We start from the raw sequence: 19,266 nt of genomic DNA, 5'->3' as shown, positions 1-19,266 counted from the left end.
CGCTATGTTTTTTAATATGCTAGCGTTTGAGCTGCGCTATTTTATGCGTCAGCCTTCGTTTTATGTGACCTCATTAATATTCTTTTTTATGGCGTTTTTTATAAGCTCCAGTAGTAAGTTTCCGTTAGGTGGGGCTAATGTTCATATGAACTCGCCTTATACCATTATGGTTTTAACGGTTACCTTTTGTACGCTTGCTATGTTTTTAGTGGTTAACTTTGTTGCAAGCTCAGCGATTCGCAACAGCGAGACCAAAATGGATGAGCTGGTGTTTAGTAAGCCCGTTAACCCGCTTGCTTATCAATCAGGGCGTTTTTTTGGTTCTTACTTAGTTGTACTTATTGTGTTTTTAAGCGTGCCACTAGGCGTATTTTTGGGATCTCAATTTGGCTTGTTGGTTGGCTGGCTCGATAGCGAGCTAGTAGGCCCCAATAAGTTTATATATTACGCAGCGCCTTTCTTATATTTAGCAGTGCCAAGCTTATTGGTCCTCAGTGCTATTTTTAATAGTGTGGCGGTCTATTTTAAAACCATGATGGCGGTATATGTAACGGCCGTGGTGGTTTATATAACCTACCAATTGGCGAGTATCTATTTTGACGATTTAGCGTTTAGAAATATTGTTGTTTACGCAGACCCATTTGGCACAGGGTCGTTAATTGACTTAACCCGTTACTGGACTGTAAGTGATAAAAATACTGAAGTGTTAACGCTTTCGGGCGATTTTTTAATTAACCGTATTTTATGGGTAGCAATAAGTTTAGCGATGTTTTTTGGCCTCGGAAAGTTAGGTAATCGCGTAGTCACTAAAAAACAGAAAAAGCAATTTGCTGTCTCAACGTTTGTAAAAAACAAACAAGCAGCACTTATTAGCAGCGCTAAAAATTACAAGTCAAAAGGGGTAAATACGAAATCGCAATTAGTAATGCGCAGCTTATTTGAACTTAAGCAAGTTATATTAAGTGCCCCTTTTATGATTTTAGCGGGTGTCAGTATTACTATGTTACTCGCACCACTTTTTGCACCTATTGGCGCATATGGCACAACGGATTGGCCGCTCACACAAAACATGGTGGGCATTATTCAAAACTCCTCCGCTTTGTTTATGTTTATCATTATTGCTTATTACAGCGCAGAGCTGGTTTGGCGAGAACGCCAAAGTGGTATGGGTGATATTGTTGACAGTTTCCCGGTGCATAACAGTGTGTTTTGGGTATCTAAAATTATTGCGTTAATCACTGCAGTTTGTGGCCTTTATTTAGTAGGCATGATGTTTACCATTGCAGTGCAGCTATTTAAGGGGCAATTTAACCTAGAGCTTGGTCAGTACTTATTTAGGTTGGGTTACCTTACATTACTGCCTTTAATTATGATGGCTATATTGGCGTTCTTTTTACAAATAATTAGCCCTAATAAATACATAGGTATGGGTTTATTTATTCTGTATTACATTGCTCAAATGGTAATGGGTGCTTACGGGTTTGAGCATCATATGTATCATTTTTCTCAAAGCAGTAGCGTACCGTATTCTGATATAAATGGTTATGGACATTTTTTACAAGGCGCGCATTGGTATACCCTATATTGGGGGGCATTGAGTGTGTTTTTAGCTATTGTAGGGTTTGCTTTATGGCATCGCGGCCCGTCGCAATCATTGCGTACTCGTTTATCTTTAGTGCGTTACAACATGTCTTTAAAAGGCCAGATTGCAGCCGTTATAAGTTTATTGGTATTTGTGGGCGCGGGTTATAACATTTATTACAACACCCGTGTAATCAACGAGTTTGTAACAAGTGATGATAACGAAGCGCTACAAGTAAGGTATGAGCAAGAGTTTTCACAATACAAAGACTTGCCACTGCCTATAATAACTGATGTTGACTTACACATTGATATTTATCCTAAAAAGCGTGCTTTAAATGCCGTGGCTAAAATTAAGTTTACCAATACCGCAAACGAGCCAATAACCCGTGTGTTAATCAACGAGCCTAGCCAATCTAAAAGCTGGGATGTAAAAATGGCGGGCGGAAAAATAGTAGAGCGTTTAACCGATTTTGGCATGGTATGGTTTGAGTTTGAACAACCGCTAATGCCCAATGAAGTACGAGAAGGCGAGCTCTCAGTTTCTCGTGAACACGACGGTTTTGTTGATAGGAGATCTGATACTCAACTCGTGCACAACGGTACATTTATAAATAATGGAGAATTATTGCCAAATTTTGGTTATCAAAAGTATTTTCAAATTGCCGATAAGTATGAGCGCCGCAAGCACGATTTACCTGAACTTGAGCGCGCACATAAACTAGAAGACAGCCGCTATTATACGCAAAATGAGTTTGGGCCTGCTAATGGCTTTATAAACTATAAGGCAACGGTAAGCACCGATGAGTCACAATTTGCTATTACACCAGGTTACTTAAAAAGTGAGAGTGTAAAAGACGGGCGCCGTACTTTTGTTTATGAAATGGATGCTCCAATTATAAACTTTTACTCTGTGCTTTCGGCAGAGCTTGAAAGTAAAAAGGTTGAGCATAACGGTGTAAATATTGAGGTGTACTACCACAAAGATCATGCATGGAATGTTGACCGCATGATTGAGTCAGTTCAAGACTCAATAGATTACTACACACAAGCCTTTGGCCCGTATCAGCATAGACAGCTTCGTATTATTGAATTTCCTAAGTATCGCTCGTTTGCGCAAAGTTTTGCCAATACGGTACCTTACTCAGAAAGTATGGGCTTTATTACAGACCTAAGAGATGAGAGTAAAGTTGACCTACCTTACTATGTAACCGCACATGAAGTTGCGCACCAATGGTGGGGGCATCAAGTATCAGGGGCTAATGTAGAGGGCAGTGCTGTTATTTCTGAAACACTTTCCCAGTACAGTGCGCTTATGGTGCTAAAAAAACGCTTTGGCGCCGAGAAACTTCGTAAATTCTTAAAGTACGAGTTAGATAAATACTTAATGGGCCGTACTGGCGAAGCCTTTGAAGAAATGCCACTATATAAAACGCAGGCTCAACAATACCTTCATTACAATAAAGGCTCAGTTGCGATGATGGCGATTTATGATCGTTTAGGTGAAGTACGCTTAAATGCAGCACTTAAAGCGTTTTTGAATGAGTTTAAATATCAATCAACGCCATATCCAACCACAATTGATTTACTTAGTTATTTAAAGCGAGATGCAACACAAGCTGAACAACGTTTTATTGATGATCAGTTTAAATATATAACGCTTTATGAGCTTGAAATGAAAGAAGTGTCGGTTACTGATGATGTTGATGGCGAAGGTTTTTATACAGTAACACTGAGCGTTGAAGCAACTAAGCAGCATGCCGATGGACAAGGTGAAGAAACTGAGCAGCCGCTCGATGAGCTAATTGATATTGCATTATTTAGCGACGACCCTGAAAACTTACTCGCTGAAGACTTTGTTATTTACTCGCAAAAGCATCAAATAGTATCTGGTAATAATACTATTGATCTAAAAGTAAAAGAAAAACCATTATTTGCAGGGGTTGATCCTTACATTAAGCTGGTCGACAAAGACAGTAAAAACAACTTAGCTAAGTTTTAAAGTCTATTTATTTACTAAACACTTAAACTGACTACTTTAAAGGCCGCATTTATGCGGCCTTTATGTGTAATAAACTGTATAAAACTTCATAGCGTTTCTACATATTCCCCACAGCTTTTTACGCTAATATTTTATGTTCTCTTATAAAGTTACCTTACTGGTATTTAGTTTATAAGGAAGAGTATGAAACCATTAATTATAGGGGCGATAGCATTAAGCCTCAGTGCTTGTTCTGCGGTAACCATTCAGCCACAGGCAACAGCAAAAATAACGAGCCAAGCTAATTACGAAGATAGCCGCCCATTTTATTTATGGGGATTAGTGGGTGAGCAGCGGGTAGACGTAAAACAAATATGTTCAAATACACCGGTTATTCAAATGCAGTCACAACAAACGTTTAGTGATGGAGCGCTGAGTTTAATTACGCTTGGAATATACTCGCCCCATACCATTAAAGTGTGGTGCCAAGAGCAAGTACTAGGGGAGACATTATGAGCATCAAGCTATTTGCAGCCGGTTGCACACTGATTATTTTAACGGGGTGTACAAATATTTACTTTGATAACGGTATGCAGAGCAAAGTAAGCAATAAAACGCTAAAAAGCTCACAGTGGCATCATAATTTTGCACTTGCGTTGTACGAGGGATCAGAGCCGTTAGATTTAACAAAACATTGCCCACAAGGGGAGTGGCAAAGCGTTCATACGTATAAATCGTTTACTAATGGTTTAGCTGAGGTGGTTGTGAATCAAATTGGCCCAGCTTGGTACCCTAAAACAGTAGAAGTACAATGTAATAAGGTACCATTTAAAGCAAAACAGCTATAAAACGAGAAAAGGGCCAAAAGGCCCTTCGTGTCGCAGCAAGTAACACATTCTTTCTTATAAATTAAAGTCTACAGAATAAGCAACGTAAGCTTTAATATCTGAGTCATCCATATCTGTATCAGATAAACCAAAAGTGAAACCATCTTTCGAAATTGATACACCGTAATCTAAGATATTATCATCGCCAATAAAGTCACCAGAGTAGTGGCCTAAGTGAAGTGCCATTTCAGTGCCGTTACTGCCAATAGCAAAACCGTAGTCAGCTGTCAGGTAAAGTGAATCACCAAAGTCTGTACCATCACCACTTGCAGCTGATGTTGCAAGTACTGAAGCACCAAATGTAAAGCCTTCAACACTGATGCTACCGTAAATTTCAGAGAAATCTGCGTCAGCTTCAGAAGCTGCATCTGGGTAAGCGTAATAAATATAGCCAACATCATAGCTAACGCTTTCGTTAATGTCGCCACCAAAGCCTGCATATAAATCAAGCTCATATGTCATTTCATCTGCCCACGATGCATTTGAAGCCCAAGTACCTGCATAAAAGCCCGATTCATTGGCGTAATCAATACCGCCTGAAATAGCTGCATCGCCCCCAGTTTGCTCTTGACCACGCCATAAGTAGTTTGATGTTGCCGCTGCATTAGCTGTTACTTCAGCATGTACGGCTGTTGATGTTAAAGATGTTGCGCCCATTAATGCTATAGCACTTATAGCGATGGTTTTTTTTAGTTTTAGCATGTCCATTTCCCGTTATATGATTTTTGCTCGCCAAGGTTTTTATTATGTATTCGGAACCTTTAGGCTGACGGCTTTTTATTGTTTAACTAACGGGATAATTGCACTGTATGTGCCAGCTTCATTATTTTTTATTAAAAATTATTTTTATACATTAAAAACATGGGCTTGTATTTTATAGATTGAGAAGAGAGATGGTATGTAGGAAGATGTTGCGCACACTGTTGGTGCATAAATTAACCTAGCCGCACCATGAAAGTACGGCTAAATTAGAAGTTTTTAGCCAAATATAGTGCGCATAAGGCTAATTGTTTCGTTTACACTACGACCTTTTTGAACTTCACTCACAATTGAATCGCGCTTACTGCGAATGTGCTCAGGAATATCGTCAGCAGCAAGTGCGCGGTCTACTAAAATTTCTGCAGACTCTTTACCTCTACGCTGAGTTTTACCTGTCGTAGTTGTAGTTCGTTTAGGCTTACTTAACAGTTTGATGTAGTTAGAGTTATCTGGTGTTTTTGCATCAGCATAGTGAAAGAAACATGGGATTAGTGCTTTAATAGCAACTAATTGTTCTTCTAACTCATTACTAGGTTTAGCCATTTTGTACCATGACATAGCTTGAATACCTTTTACAATATCTTGCCAGTAACGCTCAAAATCACTATTTTTTAGTTTAGAAACACCAAGGGCACCGCATAATGCATCTAATCGATTGTTTGTGATCGGAGTAAATATATCAGGGCGACGCATTGCAAGCAGTCGTGTTGCAGGCGCAAGTGTTGGTTTTTCATTATTGTCGGTGAATATTTTTGAATAAGCAGCAACAAATTGTTGATATTCGTATTGAGTAATGTCACCTTCAAGTGGAATATTTACTAGTGCATCGTCAAAGGCACCTGGTAAATCGCCAAGCATTTGATGAAAGCTCTTCGCACTTTTTGTTGATGCAAACCATTCAACGTCAAAGTTGTATGTGCTTGGATCAAGTGATGCCATGTGCTTACCGCTAAACGCAAGTAAGTCTTCAGGAATCATATCTTTAAGAGATTGTTCACGAATGCTTTTAATGTAGTCTACTAAGCGAAGCTGTTCATCAAGAGCAATAACGTCTTTGTGTTGTTCTACAAATACACTTACTACAGGCCACGGAGCAATACGTAAAGTTTTAACCTGTAAAAAGCTGATAGCTGAAATAAGCTGATCGTGTAGCTTCTTAAGTACTGGTAATTGCTGCGGCTCTAGTAAGTCGTAGTTCATACGATCTCTGCTTGCACTTAGCAATTCGTAACACCAAGGTAAAAAATCATCAGGGTGGTTTTCTACTTTCACGGCCATAAGGTTAAGGCTTAATTCTGAAGATTGCTTCAGAATGTTCTGATAGATTTGATTTTCTTGTTCGCCTAGCGTCATTTTTGACGGTGAAATTAGCAGTTTTTTCATGCCTTGTAGAATCTCCGGTTTAGATATATATTTTTTTGCTGGTCTATTTTAGCGCAATTACGCTAATAACAACAGCGCTGTCCTCCATACGTTGTAATTGAAGTAGCTAAATCGGTGTTTTTGCTAATAGAATGAGACCAACGCTTTAACATGTATCAATCATTTTTATCTAGTACAAAGAGACTTTCAACTGAGGTATTAAAATGCTTTGCTATTTTTAGAGCAATTATTACCGAAGGGGTAAATCGTGCCGTTTCTACTGTACTAATAGTCTTACGTGAAACCGCAATTAGATCAGCCAAGTCTTGTTGAGAAAGGCCTGCTTCTTTGCGGTATTTTGCAATTTTATTTTGCACTTTTGCTCCTAATCTTTGCTTTGCCAAAGAATTGATACGCCGTATATTAAACTCATTACAGCAAGGTAAAATGTAGCCATCATGCTGTGAGATACTTCTAAAGCAAGAGTATCGGAGAGTAAGTACACGCCACCCATACTAAAAAGTAAGCCAAGCACGACATGTTTATAGGCAATAGTGTCGATGGTATTTAAATACTCATCTTTATATGTAAGGTGGTATTTCATTCTCCATGTAAACCCGCCTCTGATCACAAACATAAAGAATGAACCTAAAAAAGCAGCAGTTCCTAAAAACAATAGTGGGGCTGATGTTTGATTAAGCATTGGGTAAACACTAATGATTAATAAAGTGACCCCCATGAATAATGAAAACCATGCATTTTGGCCCATAAATTTTTCTTCACTTTTAATATCGTAATTAGACATAGCTCATTTCCTTTTAAAATTTTTACAATATGTAACCTGTAGGTATCAATGCAACCTTAAGGTTTCATTGGGTCAATATTTATTTGTAACCTAAAGGTATCAAAATGTTTCAGGGGCGATTCAGGATGGGAATGTAATATCTAATAAAAAGCTTTTTTATCAGAACGACAATGATTTTAAGGCTAACACTCGCTATGATAAGAACATTATTTGCACGTTTGAAAGGACGATCATGAAAACCTTACTTAAAATTGTAGGTGTAATACTTTTACTATGTATAGCACTAATTGTTGCCGCACCGTTTTTAATCCCTACTGATACTATTTTTAACAAAGTTTCAGAACAGGTAGAACAAACAACTGGGCGCACTCTTACTATTAAAGGTGATAAAACACTTAGTGTATTCCCTGCATTAAAGTTAGAACTTAACGACGTGCATTTTGCAAATATGGAATCAGGTTCGCGCGCCGATATGGCGAGTATGAAACAGCTTGCTGTACACATACCTTGGTTTTCATTATTTGGTGGTGAGTTTAAATTAGATAAGTTTGTTATAAACGAACCAAATATCCTATTAGAAACCGACAAAAATGGTAAAGCCAATTGGCAGTTGTTTGATGTAGTTGCAGAGCAACCAAAAGAGCAGAGCCAACCAGGTGAAGCGATAAAGCTTCCAGATAACTTTGATATTGAGTTAGGTGAGGTTGCTATTTATGGCGGCACATTCACTTATCTAGATGGTCAAACAGGTGCCAAACAACAAATTAGCGATTTAGAACTCGCTATTTTACTTCCTTCACTTCGTAAAACATTAGAAGTAAAAGGAGGTATTACTTATATGCAAGAGCGTTTTGATCTTGATATAAAATTAGATACTCCTGCTAAAGCAATTGAAGGTGCTACTTTTAATGTTAAACAAACCTTAGATTCTCGTTTAGTTGATTTAACGTTCGAAGGGAGCATAGCTAAGCAAGGCCAAGATATTAAGGGTCAGTTAGCACTAAGCGGTGAGTCTGTTAAAAGTATTGCGAAATGGCAAGGTGTAGAGCTAGACGCTAAAGACAATGCATTTAACGGATTTAGTGTAAACGGTAAAATGCACCTACTAGGTGAGAAATTTAATCTAGAAGATTTAGTTGCGACGTTAGACGCATTAGAAATAAAAGGTAAGAGCGAGCTTAACCTAGGTAAGCGTTTAGTAGTAAATGCTGATATTAATTTAGGTATGCTTGACTTAAACCCGTATCTACCTGAAGCAGTGGCAAAACAAGAAGAGCCAGAAGAGCAAGAAGATAAACCTGCAGAGCCAATAGTATGGGATGACACTAAAATTGATTTAAGTGCATTAAATTCACTAGATGCAAATGTAGTGATTCGTTCAAGTGGATTAAAAGCCAATGATATTAAATTAGGCGCAAATCAATTTACTGTTGCTTTAAAAAATAGCGTTGCAAAACTAAGCCTAGATAGCTTTTCTGCTTATGAAGGGTCAGGTAAAGGCGTTATCAATGTAAACGCACAGCAAGTACCTTATAAAATATCAACTAACTTTGACTTAGCTGGAATAGATGCACAGCCTTTATTAACGGATGCGGCAGGTTTTGACAAGCTAATGGGTAAGGGGTCTTTAAATTGGAACCTAAACACAACTGGCCAAAGTCAAAAGTCGTTTATTGATGCGCTTAATGGAAAGCTTGGATTTGAGTTTGCTGATGGAGCTGTAAAAGGTGCAAATATAGCTGAGATGGTTCGTAAAGGTAAGGAACTCATTTCAGGTAACTTTGGTGCTGCATCTGAAGGGCTTAATACCGGATTTGAAGAATCTGAGCAAACAGATTTTTCAGCATTAACTGGAAGTTTTAACTTTACTAATGGCGTTGGCAAAAATACCGACCTATCACTTATCAGCCCACTTATTAGAATATCAGGTGAAGGCGACGTTGATTTACCGCAAACAACGGTCAACTATCGTTTGGTTACAGGTATAGTTGGATCTATCGAAGGTCAGGGAACTACCGATGACAGCACTGGCTTTAAAATACCACTACGTATAAAAGGGCCTTTCCACGATGTAGGTATAAAGCTAGATGTTGGTGATGCGCTCAAAGATGAAGCTAAGCAGAAGGTCGATGAGGCAAAAGAAAAAGCCAAAGACAAAGCAAAAGATAAAATTAAAGATAAATTAAAAGGTTTATTTGGTTAATTTATTACACTTTAAACAAACAAGGCACATTACAGGTGCCTTGTTTGTTTTGTAACCACCTGTAAAATAGCTACATAGCCGTAATTACTCAGCTTTAATTTCCCATCACTCCAAATTAATTAAAAAATAACCTATCGCTACCCCCTCAATGCTGGTACAATTGCCCGCCCTTAAGAGACAACTCGTTTGTTTTTGAGTGGGATTTAATCGAAATGTCTTGATTTTAAACAAATTTAAGACACGTTGTAATTACTACACCGGAGGTCATTAACATGATCCAAATGCAAACTCAGCTGGAAGTTGCTGATAACAGCGGCGCTCGCAAAGTGCAGTGTATAAAAGTCCTTGGTGGTTCTCACCGTCGCTACGCAGCGATTGGCGACATCATTAAAGTTTCTGTAAAAGAAGCTATTCCTCGCGGTAAAGTGAAGAAAGGTGATGTTAAAAACGCGGTAGTTGTGCGTACCAGAAAAGGTGTTCGCCGTCCAGATGGTTCTCTGATCCGTTTTGACAGCAACGCTGCTGTTATCTTAAATGATAACTTACAGCCAATTGGTACACGTATTTTCGGCCCTGTGACTCGCGAACTTCGTAATGATAAGTTCATGAAAATCGTTTCACTAGCCCCAGAAGTACTGTAAGGAGCCAATCATGGCAGCAAAAATACGTCGTGATGACGAAGTAATCGTACTAGCAGGTAAAGACAAAGGTAAGCGCGGAAAAGTGCTTTCAGTTGTTACTGAATCTGGTCGAATCTTTGTCGAAGGCATAAACTTGATCAAGAAACACCAAAAGCCGGTTCCACAATTGAACCAAGCTGGCGGCATTGTTGAGAAAGAAGCATCTATGGATGCATCAAACGTTGCGATCTTCAACTCGGAAACGAGTAAAGCTGATCGTGTAGGTTTCAAGATTGAAGATGGTAAGAAATTACGTATCTTTAAATCTACTGGTAAAACTATCTAATAGTTGGAGTAGAATGATGGCGAAACTGCATGAAGTATATAAAGACAAAGTAGTTGCTGAACTTCAAGAGAAGTTTGGTTTCAGCTCTGTCATGCAAGTCCCTCAGATCGAAAAGATCACATTGAATATGGGCGTGGGCGAAGCCCTAGCTGACAAGAAGATTTTAGATAACGCAGTAGCGGATCTAGCAGCAATCTCTGGTCAGAAACCTTTAATCACTAAAGCACGCAAATCTGTTGCTGGCTTTAAAGTGCGTGAAGGCTACCCGATTGGTTGTAAAGTAACCCTACGCGGCGAGCGTATGTGGGACTTTTTTGAGCGTTTGGTATCAATCGCTATCCCACGTATTCGTGACTTCCGTGGCGTAAGTGCAAAGTCTTTTGATGGACGTGGCAACTACAGCATGGGCGTACGTGAACAAATCATCTTCCCAGAAATCGATTACGATAAAGTAGACCGTGTACGCGGTATGGATATTACTATCACTACTTCTGCGAAATCTGATGAGGAAGGCCGTGCGTTGTTAGAAGCGTTTAACTTCCCATTTAAGAAATAAGGGTAGGGTTATGGCAAAGAATTCTATGAAAGCGCGCGAAGCAAAGCGCACAAAACTAGTTGCTCAGTACGCTGAAAAGCGCGCTGCACTAAAAGCTATCATCAGTGATGTTAACACATCTGAAGATGATCGTTGGGACGCGGTACTTAAGCTACAAGCTTTACCACGTGATTCTAGCCCTGCACGTCAACGTAATCGTTGTAACATTACGGGCCGCCCACATGGTTTCCTTCGCAAATTCGGCATGAGCCGTATTAAAGTTCGCGAAGCAGCTATGCGCGGTGAAATTCCTGGCCTTAAAAAGGCTAGCTGGTAATAGAATCATGGGAGTAAGACTATGAGCTTGCAAGATCCTATCGCGGATTTGTTCACACGAATTCGTAACGGTCAATCAGCGAAGAAAGTATCTGTAACGATGCCAACTTCAAAGCTGAAAGTAGCATTAGCTAAAGTACTAAAAGACGAAGGTTATATCGTAGATTTCGCTGTTAACGGCGAAACTAAACCTGAGCTTTCTATCGAGTTGAAGTACTTCGAAGGCAAAGCTGTAATTGAAAATATCCAGCGTGTAAGTCGCCCTGGTTTACGTATCTATAAGAAACGTGACCAATTACCTAAGGTAATGGGTGGTCTTGGTATCGCTATCGTATCAACTTCTAAAGGCCTAATGACAGACCGCGCAGCACGTAGTGCTGGTGTTGGTGGTGAAATCATTGGTTTTGTAGCTTAATCGGAGGGGAACTATGTCTCGCATAGCAAAGGCACCAATTACTGTTCCTGCCGGTGTAGAAGTTACATTAAAAGGCCAGGAAATCACAGTTAAAGGCAAAAACGGTGAACTTACTCGTACAATCAACAACGCTGTTGAAGTACAAGTAAATGACAACGTTATTACTACTTTACCTCGTGATGGCGTAGCTAATGCATGGGCTCAAGCAGGTACTGCTCGCGCTCTAATCAACAACATGGTTGTTGGTACGCATGAAGGTTACGAGAAGAAACTTCAGTTAGTAGGCGTGGGTTACCGTGCTGCAGCGAAGGGTAAAACATTGGATTTAACTCTTGGCTTCTCACACCCAGTTAATTTCGCAGTTCCTGAAGGAATTACGATTGAAACTCCAAGCCAAACAGAAGTTCTAGTTAAGGGCGTAGACAAGCAGTTAGTTGGTCAAACAGCTGCTAACATTCGTGCATACCGTAAACCTGAGCCTTATAAAGGTAAGGGTGTTCGTTATTCAGATGAGAATGTACGCCGTAAAGAGGCTAAGAAGAAGTAAGGTAAGACGATGGATAAAAAAACAGCTCGTCTACGTCGTGCTAAACGCACTCGTAGAAATTATATTGAACAAGGCACAACGCGTCTTGTTATCCACCGCACGCCACGTCACATATACGCTCAAGTTGTAAATGCTGAGGGTAATGTACTGGCTGCTGCTTCTACTGTTGAAAAGGCTATTAGCGAAACAGTTAAAGGCACCGGTAACGTTGAAGCTGCGCAAGCAGTTGGCAAAGCGGTTGCTGAACGTGCGGCTGACAAAGGCATCGAAAAGATTGCTTTTGATCGCAGTGGCTTTAAATATCACGGCCGTGTGAAGGCGCTAGCTGATGCTGCGCGTGAAGCCGGTTTGCAATTCTAGGAGTAGACTATGGCTAACGTAGAAGCAAAGCAACAACAGCCTGATCTAGCTGAAAAGCTAATCGCGGTGAACCGTGTGTCTAAAGTAGTTAAAGGTGGTCGTATCTTTAGCTTTACTGCACTAACTGTAGTTGGTGACGGCGCAGGTAAAGTAGGTTTTGGTTATGGTAAAGCACGTGAAGTTCCAGCTGCTATTCAAAAAGCAATGGAAAAAGCACGTCGCAACATGATCAATGTAGACCTAAATGGCAATACATTACAGCATCCTGTTAAGGGACGTCATGCTGGCTCACTAGTGTTCATGAAACCAGCCTCTGAAGGTACTGGTATCATCGCAGGTGGTGCTATGCGTGCAGTACTAGAAGTGACTGGTGTTCAGAACGTACTTTCTAAATGTTACGGTTCTACTAACCCAATCAACGTAGTACGTGCAACGATTTCGGCTCTTGAGAATATGAATTCTCCACAGTCAATCGCTGCAAAACGTGGCCTTCGCGTAGACGAAATACTGGGGTAACCATGGCAAATCAAACTGTAAAAGTAACACAAGTAAAAAGCTCTATCGGTCGTTTACCGAAACATAAAGCTACATTACGCGGTCTTGGTTTACGTCGTATCAACCACACTGTTGAGTTAGAAGACACAGCATGTGTACGTGGTATGATAAACAAGGTTTCTTACATGGTTAAGGTAGAGGGTTAATTCGATGCATTTGAATACACTTTCACCTGCTGCAGGTTCAAAAACTGCTCCAAAACGTGTTGGTCGTGGTATCGGTTCTGGTCTAGGTAAGACTGGTGGTCGTGGTCACAAAGGTCAAAAATCACGTTCTGGCGGCAAAGTACGCGTTGGTTTTGAAGGCGGTCAAATGCCTATGCAACGTCGTCTACCTAAATTTGGTTTTACTTCTCGCAAATCTTTAGTATCTGCAGAAATAAACCTTTTTGAAATCGCTAAAGTTGAAGGCGATGTGGTAGACCTAAGCGCGTTACAAGCAGCTGGTCTAGTTAAAAAGAACGTTCTTTTCGTTAAAGTTGTTAAATCTGGCGAAGTTTCACGCGCTGTTACCGTTAAAGGCCTTAAAGCCTCTAAAGGTGCTCGCGAAGCTATTGAAGCTGCCGGAGGCAAGGTAGAAGACTAAGGAAGTACTAATGGCTAAACCAGGTCAAGATACAAAAAGTGCACAAGGTGGACTTTCGGAATTGAAGCGCCGATTACTCTTCGTATTGGGTGCTATCATAATTTACCGTCTAGGTTCATTTGTGCCGATCCCTGGGATTGACGCCGCTGTACTTGCCGATTTCTTCGAGCAACAAAAGGGCACCATTGTTGAAATGTTCAACATGTTCAGTGGTGGTGCACTTGAGCGAGCTTCAGTGTTAGCACTGGGTATTATGCCGTATATCTCGGCTTCGATTATTACGCAACTATTAACGCATATGTATCCTCCGTTTATAGAGCTTAAGAAAGAAGGTGAGCAAGGGCGTAAAAAAATTAGCCAGTACACACGCTATGGCACGCTTGTGCTAGCTACTATTCAATCAATCGGTATTGCTACTAGCTTACCGGGCATGATGGAGGGGTTAGTTGTTAACCCTGGTATGGGTTTCTATTTCACCGCTGTGGTGAGTTTAGTTACTGGTACTATGTTCCTTATGTGGTTGGGTGAACAAATAACAGAGCGCGGTATCGGTAACGGTATCTCTGTTCTAATATTTGTTGGTATTGTAGCTAACTTGCCGTCTGCTATTGGTTCGACAGTCGAAATGGCGCGCCAAGGTGATTTGAATGTTTTTGTACTGTTGATGGTTGCGGTAATCGTATTCGCTGTTACTTATCTTGTAGTGTTTTTCGAACGTGGACAACGTCGTATTGTTGTTAACTACGCTAAACGCCAACAAGGTCGTCAAGTATTTGCTGCCCAAAGCACGCATTTACCACTAAAAGTAAATATGGCGGGTGTTATTCCACCAATCTTCGCTAGCAGTATAATTCTGTTCCCTGGTACAATTGCTAGCTGGTTCGGCCAAGGTGAAGGTCCAGTCGCTGATGTATTACAAGCTGTTGCTACTACGTTGACTCCAGGTCAACCGTTGTACTCGCTTGTTTTAGCTGCGGCTATTATCTTCTTCTGCTTTTTCTACACAGCGTTGGTTTTTAACCCACGTGAAACAGCAGATAACCTTAAGAAATCTGGCGCATTTATCCCAGGTATTCGTCCAGGTGAGCAGACATCTAAATACATTGATAAAGTGATGACACGCCTGACATTGGCAGGTGCTTTGTATATAACCTTTATCTGTCTGGTGCCTGAATTCATGACGATGGCGTGGCAAACGCCATTCTACTTCGGCGGTACATCAGTTTTGATTATCGTTGTAGTAATCATGGACTTTATGGCACAAGTACAGACTCACCTGATGTCTCATCAGTATGATTCTGTGCTGAAAAAAGCGAACCTTAAAGGCTACGGTCGATAAGGTCAGTTTACGGAGTTGAGCAATGAAAGTACGTGCTTCCGTTAAGAAAATATGCCGTAACTGTAAAGTTATTAAACGTGCTGGTGTAGTACGCGTAATTTGCAGTGAGCCTAAGCATAAGCAAAGGCAAGGCTAAGTAAACAGTCGTGCAGGCTGAGTTTTCTCGGCCTGTGTTTTTAGTAGTGATTTGGTCTTCGTTTGAGTATCCTTACGGGCTTTTCAAACTTTTGATTACCAAATTCGAATATAGGAGATGTGTTAGTGGCCCGTATTGCTGGCATTAACGTCCCTGATCATAAACATGCAGTTATTGGTTTAACAGCTATTTATGGCATAGGTAAGACTCGCTCTAAGGCTATCTTAGAAGCGACTGGTATCGCCGAAACCACAAAAATCGGTGAACTTTCAGACGAAATTCTTGACGTACTGCGTGATGCAGTTGGCAAGTACACTGTTGAAGGTGATCTTCGTCGTGAAGTTACTTTAAATATCAAGCGCCTAATGGACCTTGGTTGTTATCGTGGCCTACGTCACCGTCGCTCTTTACCATTACGTGGTCAAAGAACTAAGACTAACGCGCGCACCCGTAAGGGTCCTCGTAAGCCTATTAAGCGATAAGGGGATAGTATTATGGCTAAGACACCAATTCGTCGTAAAAAGGTTAAAAAACAAGTTGCTGATGGTATGGCTCATGTTCATGCGTCTTTCAACAACACTATTGTAACGATTACCGACCGTCAAGGTAATGCACTATCATGGGCTACTGCCGGTGGTTCAGGTTTCCGTGGTTCACGTAAATCTACACCATTTGCTGCTCAGGTTGCTGCAGAGCGTGCAGGTACTGCTGCTCAAGAATACGGTTTAAAAAATCTAGAAGTTTTCATTAAAGGTCCAGGTCCAGGTCGTGAGTCTGCTGTACGTGCTTTGAATGCTGCTGGTTACCGTATTACCAACATTACTGACGTGACGCCAATACCACATAATGGTTGTCGTCCACCGAAGAAACGTCGCGTTTAACAATAGGTTAGGAGAAATAACATGGCAAGATATTTGGGCCCTAAGCTCAAGCTGAGTCGTCGTGAAGGTACTGACCTGTTCCTTAAGAGCGGCGTAAGAGCTATCGACTCTAAGTGTAAACTTGAGACTGCACCTGGTCAGCACGGCGCTCGTAAAGGTCGCTTATCTGATTACGGTTTACAATTACGTGAAAAGCAAAAAGTACGTCGTATCTACGGTGTATTAGAAAAGCAATTCCGTAACTACTATAAAGAAGCTGCTCGCCTTAAAGGCAACACAGGTGAAAACTTGTTACAGCTTTTAGAGCAACGTTTAGACAATGTTGTATATCGCATGGGTTTTGCTAGCACACGTGCAGAAGCACGTCAGTTAGTAAGCCATAAAGCGATTTTAGTTAATGGTCGTGTTGTGAACATTCCTTCATACGTAATTACTCCAGAAGATACTGTTGTAATCCGTGAGAAGTCTAAGACGCAAGCACGTATCATCGCTGCTCTAGAGTTGGCTGAGCAACGTGAAAAGCCGACTTGGGTTGAAGTTGACGGTAAGAAATTGGAAGGCAGCTTTAAGCGTCTACCTGAGCGTTCAGACCTGTCTGCGGACATTAATGAACAACTAATCGTCGAACTTTACTCTAAGTAAAGTTAAGAGTTAAGAGAGGATAAAATGCAGGGTTCTGTTACAGAATTTCTAAAACCAAGGTTAGTCGACATCGACGCTATCAACCCAACGCGTTCTAAAATAGTTTTAGAACCATTAGAGCGTGGCTTTGGCCATACTCTGGGTAATGCTTTACGCCGTATATTACTTTCATCTATGCCTGGATGTGCAGTAACTGAAGTTGAAATCGACGGTGTATTACATGAGTACAGCGCGAAAGAAGGCGTTCAAGAAGACATCATTGAAATACTATTAAACCTTAAAGGTTTAGCAGTAACGTTAGAAGGCAAAGATGAAGTTTTTCTGACCCTGACTAAATCTGGTGTAGGCCCTGTTACTGCGGCTGATATTCAGCACGATGGCGATGTAACAATTGCTAATCCAGATCACGTTATTTGTAATTTAACTACAAATAACAGCGAGATCAGCATGCGTATTCGTGTTGAACGTGGTCGTGGTTATGTGCCGGCATCTAGTCGTTTATCCTCTGATGACGATGAGCGTCCAATTGGTAGATTGTTGCTTGATGCATCATTTAGCCCAGTTGAACGTATTGCGTACTCGGTTGAATCAGCTCGAGTTGAGCAACGTACAGATTTAGACAAGTTAATCATTGATATGGAAACAAACGGCACTTTAGATCCAGAAGAAGCGATCCGCCGTGCGTCTACTATCTTAGCTGAGCAATTAGATGCATTCGTAGATTTACGTGATGTAACTGAGCCAGAAGAGAAAGAAGAGAAGCCAGAATTCGATCCTATTCTACTTCGTCCAGTTGATGATCTTGAATTAACAGTACGCTCAGCAAATTGTTTGAAAGCCGAGCAAATTCAATATATCGGTGATTTAGTTCAGCGCACTGAAGTTGAGCTTCTTAAAACGCCTAATCTAGGTAAGAAGTCTCTAACTGAAATTAAAGACGTGCTAGCTTCACGTGGACTTTCTCTAGGTATGCGCCTAGAAAATTGGCCACCTGCAAGCTTAGCTGAATAATCTAAATCACTATATTAGTTTAGTTAGAAGGATAGGGTCATGCGCCATCGTAAGAGTGGTCGTCAATTAAACCGTAACAGTAGCCATCGTAAAGCGATGTTTAGCAATATGGCAGGTTCTTTGGTGAAACATGAAATCATCAAAACTACTTTGCCAAAAGCGAAAGAGTTACGTCGTGTAATTGAACCTTTAATCACACTGGCTAAGACTGACAGTGTAGCAAATCGCCGTTTAGCGTTTGCTCGCACGCGTGATAATGAAGTTGTTGGTAAATTATTCAGTGAAATCGGTCCACGTAACGCGGATCGTCCAGGTGGTTACACTCGTATTCTTAAGTGTGGCTTCCGTACTGGTGATAATGCACCAATGGCTTATATTGAACTAGTTGGTCGCCCAGCGACTAGCGAAGCAGTTCAAGAAGACGCACAGTCTGCAGAGTAAGTCTTAAAGAAACCTAAAAGCCGAGCTTATGCTCGGCTTTTTCTTGCCTAAAATTTGTCAAACTATATGAACCAGTAATTACCTTTTATTATGTGCATCGACTCATAGATTCTGAATCGATAGGTTGTTTTGACTGCTGTTTTAATAACTTAGCCTAGTTACCTTTACTTACCATTCATCCAAAATAGCCTATCCGGTTTTAGTTAAATATCATTTTCACTTTATATAGTGATTTACAGTTATTAATAATAGCACTTCGAATTTAACTGCCATTAAGCAATCCCTAACGAAGTTTTTATTGATTAGAGCTGATCAGAAGATATATGGGGTCGTTCTCTTATCTATATACCGGTACTAAGAACCTCATAGTAAAGCTAACCATTGGGGCCTTAGTAAACTCACTTCTCAAATAAAAATATAGCCCAATGAATTTAAATCTCAGCTTTTGACTATTTCAAATGATTTTAGTAACACGACTCTTAACTTATTGGTTGGCTTTTTCAGCATTGATGATCCAAATATGTCTCTACTGATCACTAGTTACCATAACTTTGACTTTAAATAGCTCTATAAACCTCTCAATACAGGTGGTTTAGTTGTGTTTTTGAGCGTTTAGCTCAAATACTCAGCGAACAACACATTATTTCAAGTTTTCTTCAAAAAAGGGTTGATCTGTTTTCGGATCTCCCTATAATGCGACCCCACTGAGACGGGAAACGCCAACGCATAGCGAGGCACGAACAACTCAGGGTGTTAAGTAAAACTTAGATTGAATCTTTTTAGAAAGTTTAAATTTAAGTGTTGACAAAAAAACAGGAAAGCGTAATATGCGCAGCCCTAGCGAGATAAAGTTCAACTTTATAATCGCAACGTTCTTTAACAATATAAAGCAATCATCTGTGTGGGCACTCGTACAGATTGAGTTCTAACAGCCAAGCT

Annotated in this window: 25 protein-coding genes; 21 read left to right on the top strand and 4 right to left on the bottom strand. The window is 40.5% G+C overall.

The window, feature by feature from the left end; all coding sequences use genetic code 11:
* Positions 1-4: 4 nt before the first annotated feature.
* The 3 genes from H5117_RS13740 to H5117_RS13730 all read left to right on the top strand — a co-directional run bounded on the left by H5117_RS13740 (position 5) and on the right by H5117_RS13730 (position 4,410).
* Entirely contained in the window at positions 5-3,583 is a 3,579-nt protein-coding gene (locus H5117_RS13740) for a M1 family aminopeptidase (protein ID WP_182738360.1), read from the top strand.
* A gap of 183 nt (positions 3,584-3,766) precedes the next feature.
* Complete coding sequence (locus H5117_RS13735; RefSeq protein WP_002959514.1) at positions 3,767-4,078, top strand: Bor family protein; 312 nt, start codon at positions 3,767-3,769, stop codon at positions 4,076-4,078.
* Positions 4,075-4,410 carry a Bor/Iss family lipoprotein gene (locus H5117_RS13730; RefSeq protein ID WP_182738358.1) on the top strand — a complete coding sequence of 112 codons (336 nt, stop codon included), beginning with the start codon at positions 4,075-4,077 and terminating at the stop codon, positions 4,408-4,410. Before H5117_RS13735 ends, H5117_RS13730 begins: the two co-directional genes overlap by 4 nt.
* 54 nt (positions 4,411-4,464) lie before the next feature.
* Here H5117_RS13730 and H5117_RS13725 read toward each other — a convergent pair whose 3' ends face one another.
* The 4 genes from H5117_RS13725 to H5117_RS13710 form a co-directional block, all read right to left on the bottom strand.
* Entirely contained in the window at positions 4,465-5,151 is a 687-nt protein-coding gene (locus H5117_RS13725; protein WP_182693254.1) for a TorF family putative porin, read from the bottom strand.
* 276 nt (positions 5,152-5,427) lie between these two features.
* Positions 5,428-6,591 (bottom strand): hypothetical protein, encoded by a 1,164-nt coding sequence (locus tag H5117_RS13720; RefSeq protein WP_024606326.1) that lies wholly within the window; start codon positions 6,589-6,591, stop codon positions 5,428-5,430.
* Between the two features lie 155 nt (positions 6,592-6,746).
* Positions 6,747-6,947: a helix-turn-helix transcriptional regulator gene (locus tag H5117_RS13715; RefSeq protein ID WP_002959505.1), complete on the bottom strand. Its 201-nt coding sequence runs from the start codon at positions 6,945-6,947 to the stop codon at positions 6,747-6,749.
* Between the two features lie 8 nt (positions 6,948-6,955).
* The gene (locus tag H5117_RS13710; RefSeq protein ID WP_002959502.1) at positions 6,956-7,375 is read right to left on the bottom strand and encodes a hypothetical protein; all 420 of its coding nucleotides are present in this window, start codon (positions 7,373-7,375) and stop codon (positions 6,956-6,958) included.
* Between the two features lie 232 nt (positions 7,376-7,607).
* Between H5117_RS13710 and H5117_RS13705 the strand changes: the two genes are divergently transcribed.
* The 18 genes from H5117_RS13705 (at position 7,608) to rplQ (ending at position 18,327) form a co-directional block, all read left to right on the top strand.
* On the top strand, positions 7,608-9,578 hold the full coding sequence (locus H5117_RS13705; RefSeq protein WP_182738356.1) for an AsmA family protein: 1,971 nt from the start codon (positions 7,608-7,610) through the stop codon (positions 9,576-9,578).
* Between the two features lie 272 nt (positions 9,579-9,850).
* Complete coding sequence (rplN, locus tag H5117_RS13700) at positions 9,851-10,219, top strand: 50S ribosomal protein L14 (RefSeq protein WP_002959498.1); 369 nt, start codon at positions 9,851-9,853, stop codon at positions 10,217-10,219.
* A 10-nt stretch (positions 10,220-10,229) separates the two neighbouring features.
* Complete coding sequence (gene rplX, locus H5117_RS13695) at positions 10,230-10,544, top strand: 50S ribosomal protein L24 (protein WP_002959496.1); 315 nt, start codon at positions 10,230-10,232, stop codon at positions 10,542-10,544.
* A 16-nt stretch (positions 10,545-10,560) separates the two neighbouring features.
* A complete protein-coding gene (gene rplE, locus H5117_RS13690) occupies positions 10,561-11,100 on the top strand; it encodes a 50S ribosomal protein L5 (protein WP_010554915.1) in 540 nt (179 codons plus the stop codon).
* Between the two features lie 10 nt (positions 11,101-11,110).
* Complete coding sequence (rpsN, locus tag H5117_RS13685; RefSeq protein ID WP_006794245.1) at positions 11,111-11,416, top strand: 30S ribosomal protein S14; 306 nt, start codon at positions 11,111-11,113, stop codon at positions 11,414-11,416.
* 21 nt (positions 11,417-11,437) lie between these two features.
* Positions 11,438-11,830, top strand: a complete 393-nt coding sequence (gene rpsH, locus H5117_RS13680; RefSeq protein ID WP_002959491.1) for a 30S ribosomal protein S8 — start codon at positions 11,438-11,440, stop codon at positions 11,828-11,830.
* Positions 11,831-11,843: 13 nt separating this feature from the next.
* Positions 11,844-12,377, top strand: a complete 534-nt coding sequence (rplF, locus tag H5117_RS13675; protein WP_002959488.1) for a 50S ribosomal protein L6 — start codon at positions 11,844-11,846, stop codon at positions 12,375-12,377.
* A 9-nt stretch (positions 12,378-12,386) separates the two neighbouring features.
* Positions 12,387-12,737, top strand: coding sequence for a 50S ribosomal protein L18 (gene rplR / locus H5117_RS13670; RefSeq protein WP_002959486.1), 351 nt, complete (start codon positions 12,387-12,389; stop codon positions 12,735-12,737).
* 9 nt (positions 12,738-12,746) lie between these two features.
* On the top strand, positions 12,747-13,253 hold the full coding sequence (gene rpsE / locus H5117_RS13665) for a 30S ribosomal protein S5 (protein ID WP_002959485.1): 507 nt from the start codon (positions 12,747-12,749) through the stop codon (positions 13,251-13,253).
* 2 nt (positions 13,254-13,255) lie between these two features.
* On the top strand, positions 13,256-13,438 hold the full coding sequence (gene rpmD, locus H5117_RS13660; RefSeq protein ID WP_002959482.1) for a 50S ribosomal protein L30: 183 nt from the start codon (positions 13,256-13,258) through the stop codon (positions 13,436-13,438).
* A 4-nt stretch (positions 13,439-13,442) separates the two neighbouring features.
* Entirely contained in the window at positions 13,443-13,877 is a 435-nt protein-coding gene (rplO, locus tag H5117_RS13655) for a 50S ribosomal protein L15 (protein ID WP_002959480.1), read from the top strand.
* A gap of 10 nt (positions 13,878-13,887) precedes the next feature.
* Positions 13,888-15,216 carry a preprotein translocase subunit SecY gene (gene secY, locus H5117_RS13650; RefSeq protein ID WP_002959478.1) on the top strand — a complete coding sequence of 443 codons (1,329 nt, stop codon included), beginning with the start codon at positions 13,888-13,890 and terminating at the stop codon, positions 15,214-15,216.
* A gap of 22 nt (positions 15,217-15,238) precedes the next feature.
* Entirely contained in the window at positions 15,239-15,352 is a 114-nt protein-coding gene (rpmJ, locus tag H5117_RS13645) for a 50S ribosomal protein L36 (RefSeq protein WP_002959476.1), read from the top strand.
* Positions 15,353-15,477: 125 nt separating this feature from the next.
* Complete coding sequence (gene rpsM / locus H5117_RS13640; RefSeq protein ID WP_002959473.1) at positions 15,478-15,834, top strand: 30S ribosomal protein S13; 357 nt, start codon at positions 15,478-15,480, stop codon at positions 15,832-15,834.
* Between the two features lie 12 nt (positions 15,835-15,846).
* Positions 15,847-16,233, top strand: a complete 387-nt coding sequence (gene rpsK, locus H5117_RS13635) for a 30S ribosomal protein S11 (protein WP_002959471.1) — start codon at positions 15,847-15,849, stop codon at positions 16,231-16,233.
* 21 nt (positions 16,234-16,254) lie between these two features.
* Positions 16,255-16,875, top strand: a complete 621-nt coding sequence (gene rpsD, locus H5117_RS13630; RefSeq protein WP_002959461.1) for a 30S ribosomal protein S4 — start codon at positions 16,255-16,257, stop codon at positions 16,873-16,875.
* Between the two features lie 24 nt (positions 16,876-16,899).
* On the top strand, positions 16,900-17,886 hold the full coding sequence (locus tag H5117_RS13625; protein ID WP_002959452.1) for a DNA-directed RNA polymerase subunit alpha: 987 nt from the start codon (positions 16,900-16,902) through the stop codon (positions 17,884-17,886).
* 39 nt (positions 17,887-17,925) lie between these two features.
* On the top strand, positions 17,926-18,327 hold the full coding sequence (rplQ, locus tag H5117_RS13620; RefSeq protein ID WP_002959450.1) for a 50S ribosomal protein L17: 402 nt from the start codon (positions 17,926-17,928) through the stop codon (positions 18,325-18,327).
* Positions 18,328-19,266 lie beyond the last annotated feature (939 nt).

Source organism: Pseudoalteromonas sp. SG45-1 (assembly GCF_014164135.1).
GTDB lineage: Bacteria > Pseudomonadota > Gammaproteobacteria > Enterobacterales > Alteromonadaceae > Pseudoalteromonas > Pseudoalteromonas distincta.
This window is presented reverse-complemented; position numbering and strand designations above follow the sequence as displayed.

Excerpts from the sequence above, each read along its gene's own strand:
- H5117_RS13740 (WP_182738360.1), top strand. The coding sequence starts at position 5 with ATGTTTTTTAATATGCTAGCGTTTGAGCTGCGCTATTTTATGCGTCAG.
- H5117_RS13735 (WP_002959514.1), top strand. The coding sequence starts at position 3,767 with ATGAAACCATTAATTATAGGGGCGATAGCATTAAGCCTCAGTGCTTGT.
- H5117_RS13730 (WP_182738358.1), top strand. The coding sequence starts at position 4,075 with ATGAGCATCAAGCTATTTGCAGCCGGTTGCACACTGATTATTTTAACG.
- H5117_RS13725 (WP_182693254.1), bottom strand. The coding sequence starts at position 5,151 with ATGCTAAAACTAAAAAAAACCATCGCTATAAGTGCTATAGCATTAATG.
- H5117_RS13720 (WP_024606326.1), bottom strand. The coding sequence starts at position 6,591 with ATGAAAAAACTGCTAATTTCACCGTCAAAAATGACGCTAGGCGAACAA.
- H5117_RS13710 (WP_002959502.1), bottom strand. The coding sequence starts at position 7,375 with ATGTCTAATTACGATATTAAAAGTGAAGAAAAATTTATGGGCCAAAAT.
- H5117_RS13705 (WP_182738356.1), top strand. The coding sequence starts at position 7,608 with ATGAAAACCTTACTTAAAATTGTAGGTGTAATACTTTTACTATGTATA.
- rplN (WP_002959498.1), top strand. The coding sequence starts at position 9,851 with ATGATCCAAATGCAAACTCAGCTGGAAGTTGCTGATAACAGCGGCGCT.
- rplX (WP_002959496.1), top strand. The coding sequence starts at position 10,230 with ATGGCAGCAAAAATACGTCGTGATGACGAAGTAATCGTACTAGCAGGT.
- rplE (WP_010554915.1), top strand. The coding sequence starts at position 10,561 with ATGGCGAAACTGCATGAAGTATATAAAGACAAAGTAGTTGCTGAACTT.
- rpsN (WP_006794245.1), top strand. The coding sequence starts at position 11,111 with ATGGCAAAGAATTCTATGAAAGCGCGCGAAGCAAAGCGCACAAAACTA.
- rpsH (WP_002959491.1), top strand. The coding sequence starts at position 11,438 with ATGAGCTTGCAAGATCCTATCGCGGATTTGTTCACACGAATTCGTAAC.
- rplF (WP_002959488.1), top strand. The coding sequence starts at position 11,844 with ATGTCTCGCATAGCAAAGGCACCAATTACTGTTCCTGCCGGTGTAGAA.
- rplR (WP_002959486.1), top strand. The coding sequence starts at position 12,387 with ATGGATAAAAAAACAGCTCGTCTACGTCGTGCTAAACGCACTCGTAGA.
- rpsE (WP_002959485.1), top strand. The coding sequence starts at position 12,747 with ATGGCTAACGTAGAAGCAAAGCAACAACAGCCTGATCTAGCTGAAAAG.
- rpmD (WP_002959482.1), top strand. The coding sequence starts at position 13,256 with ATGGCAAATCAAACTGTAAAAGTAACACAAGTAAAAAGCTCTATCGGT.
- rplO (WP_002959480.1), top strand. The coding sequence starts at position 13,443 with ATGCATTTGAATACACTTTCACCTGCTGCAGGTTCAAAAACTGCTCCA.
- secY (WP_002959478.1), top strand. The coding sequence starts at position 13,888 with ATGGCTAAACCAGGTCAAGATACAAAAAGTGCACAAGGTGGACTTTCG.
- rpmJ (WP_002959476.1), top strand. The coding sequence starts at position 15,239 with ATGAAAGTACGTGCTTCCGTTAAGAAAATATGCCGTAACTGTAAAGTT.
- rpsK (WP_002959471.1), top strand. The coding sequence starts at position 15,847 with ATGGCTAAGACACCAATTCGTCGTAAAAAGGTTAAAAAACAAGTTGCT.
- rpsD (WP_002959461.1), top strand. The coding sequence starts at position 16,255 with ATGGCAAGATATTTGGGCCCTAAGCTCAAGCTGAGTCGTCGTGAAGGT.
- H5117_RS13625 (WP_002959452.1), top strand. The coding sequence starts at position 16,900 with ATGCAGGGTTCTGTTACAGAATTTCTAAAACCAAGGTTAGTCGACATC.
- rplQ (WP_002959450.1), top strand. The coding sequence starts at position 17,926 with ATGCGCCATCGTAAGAGTGGTCGTCAATTAAACCGTAACAGTAGCCAT.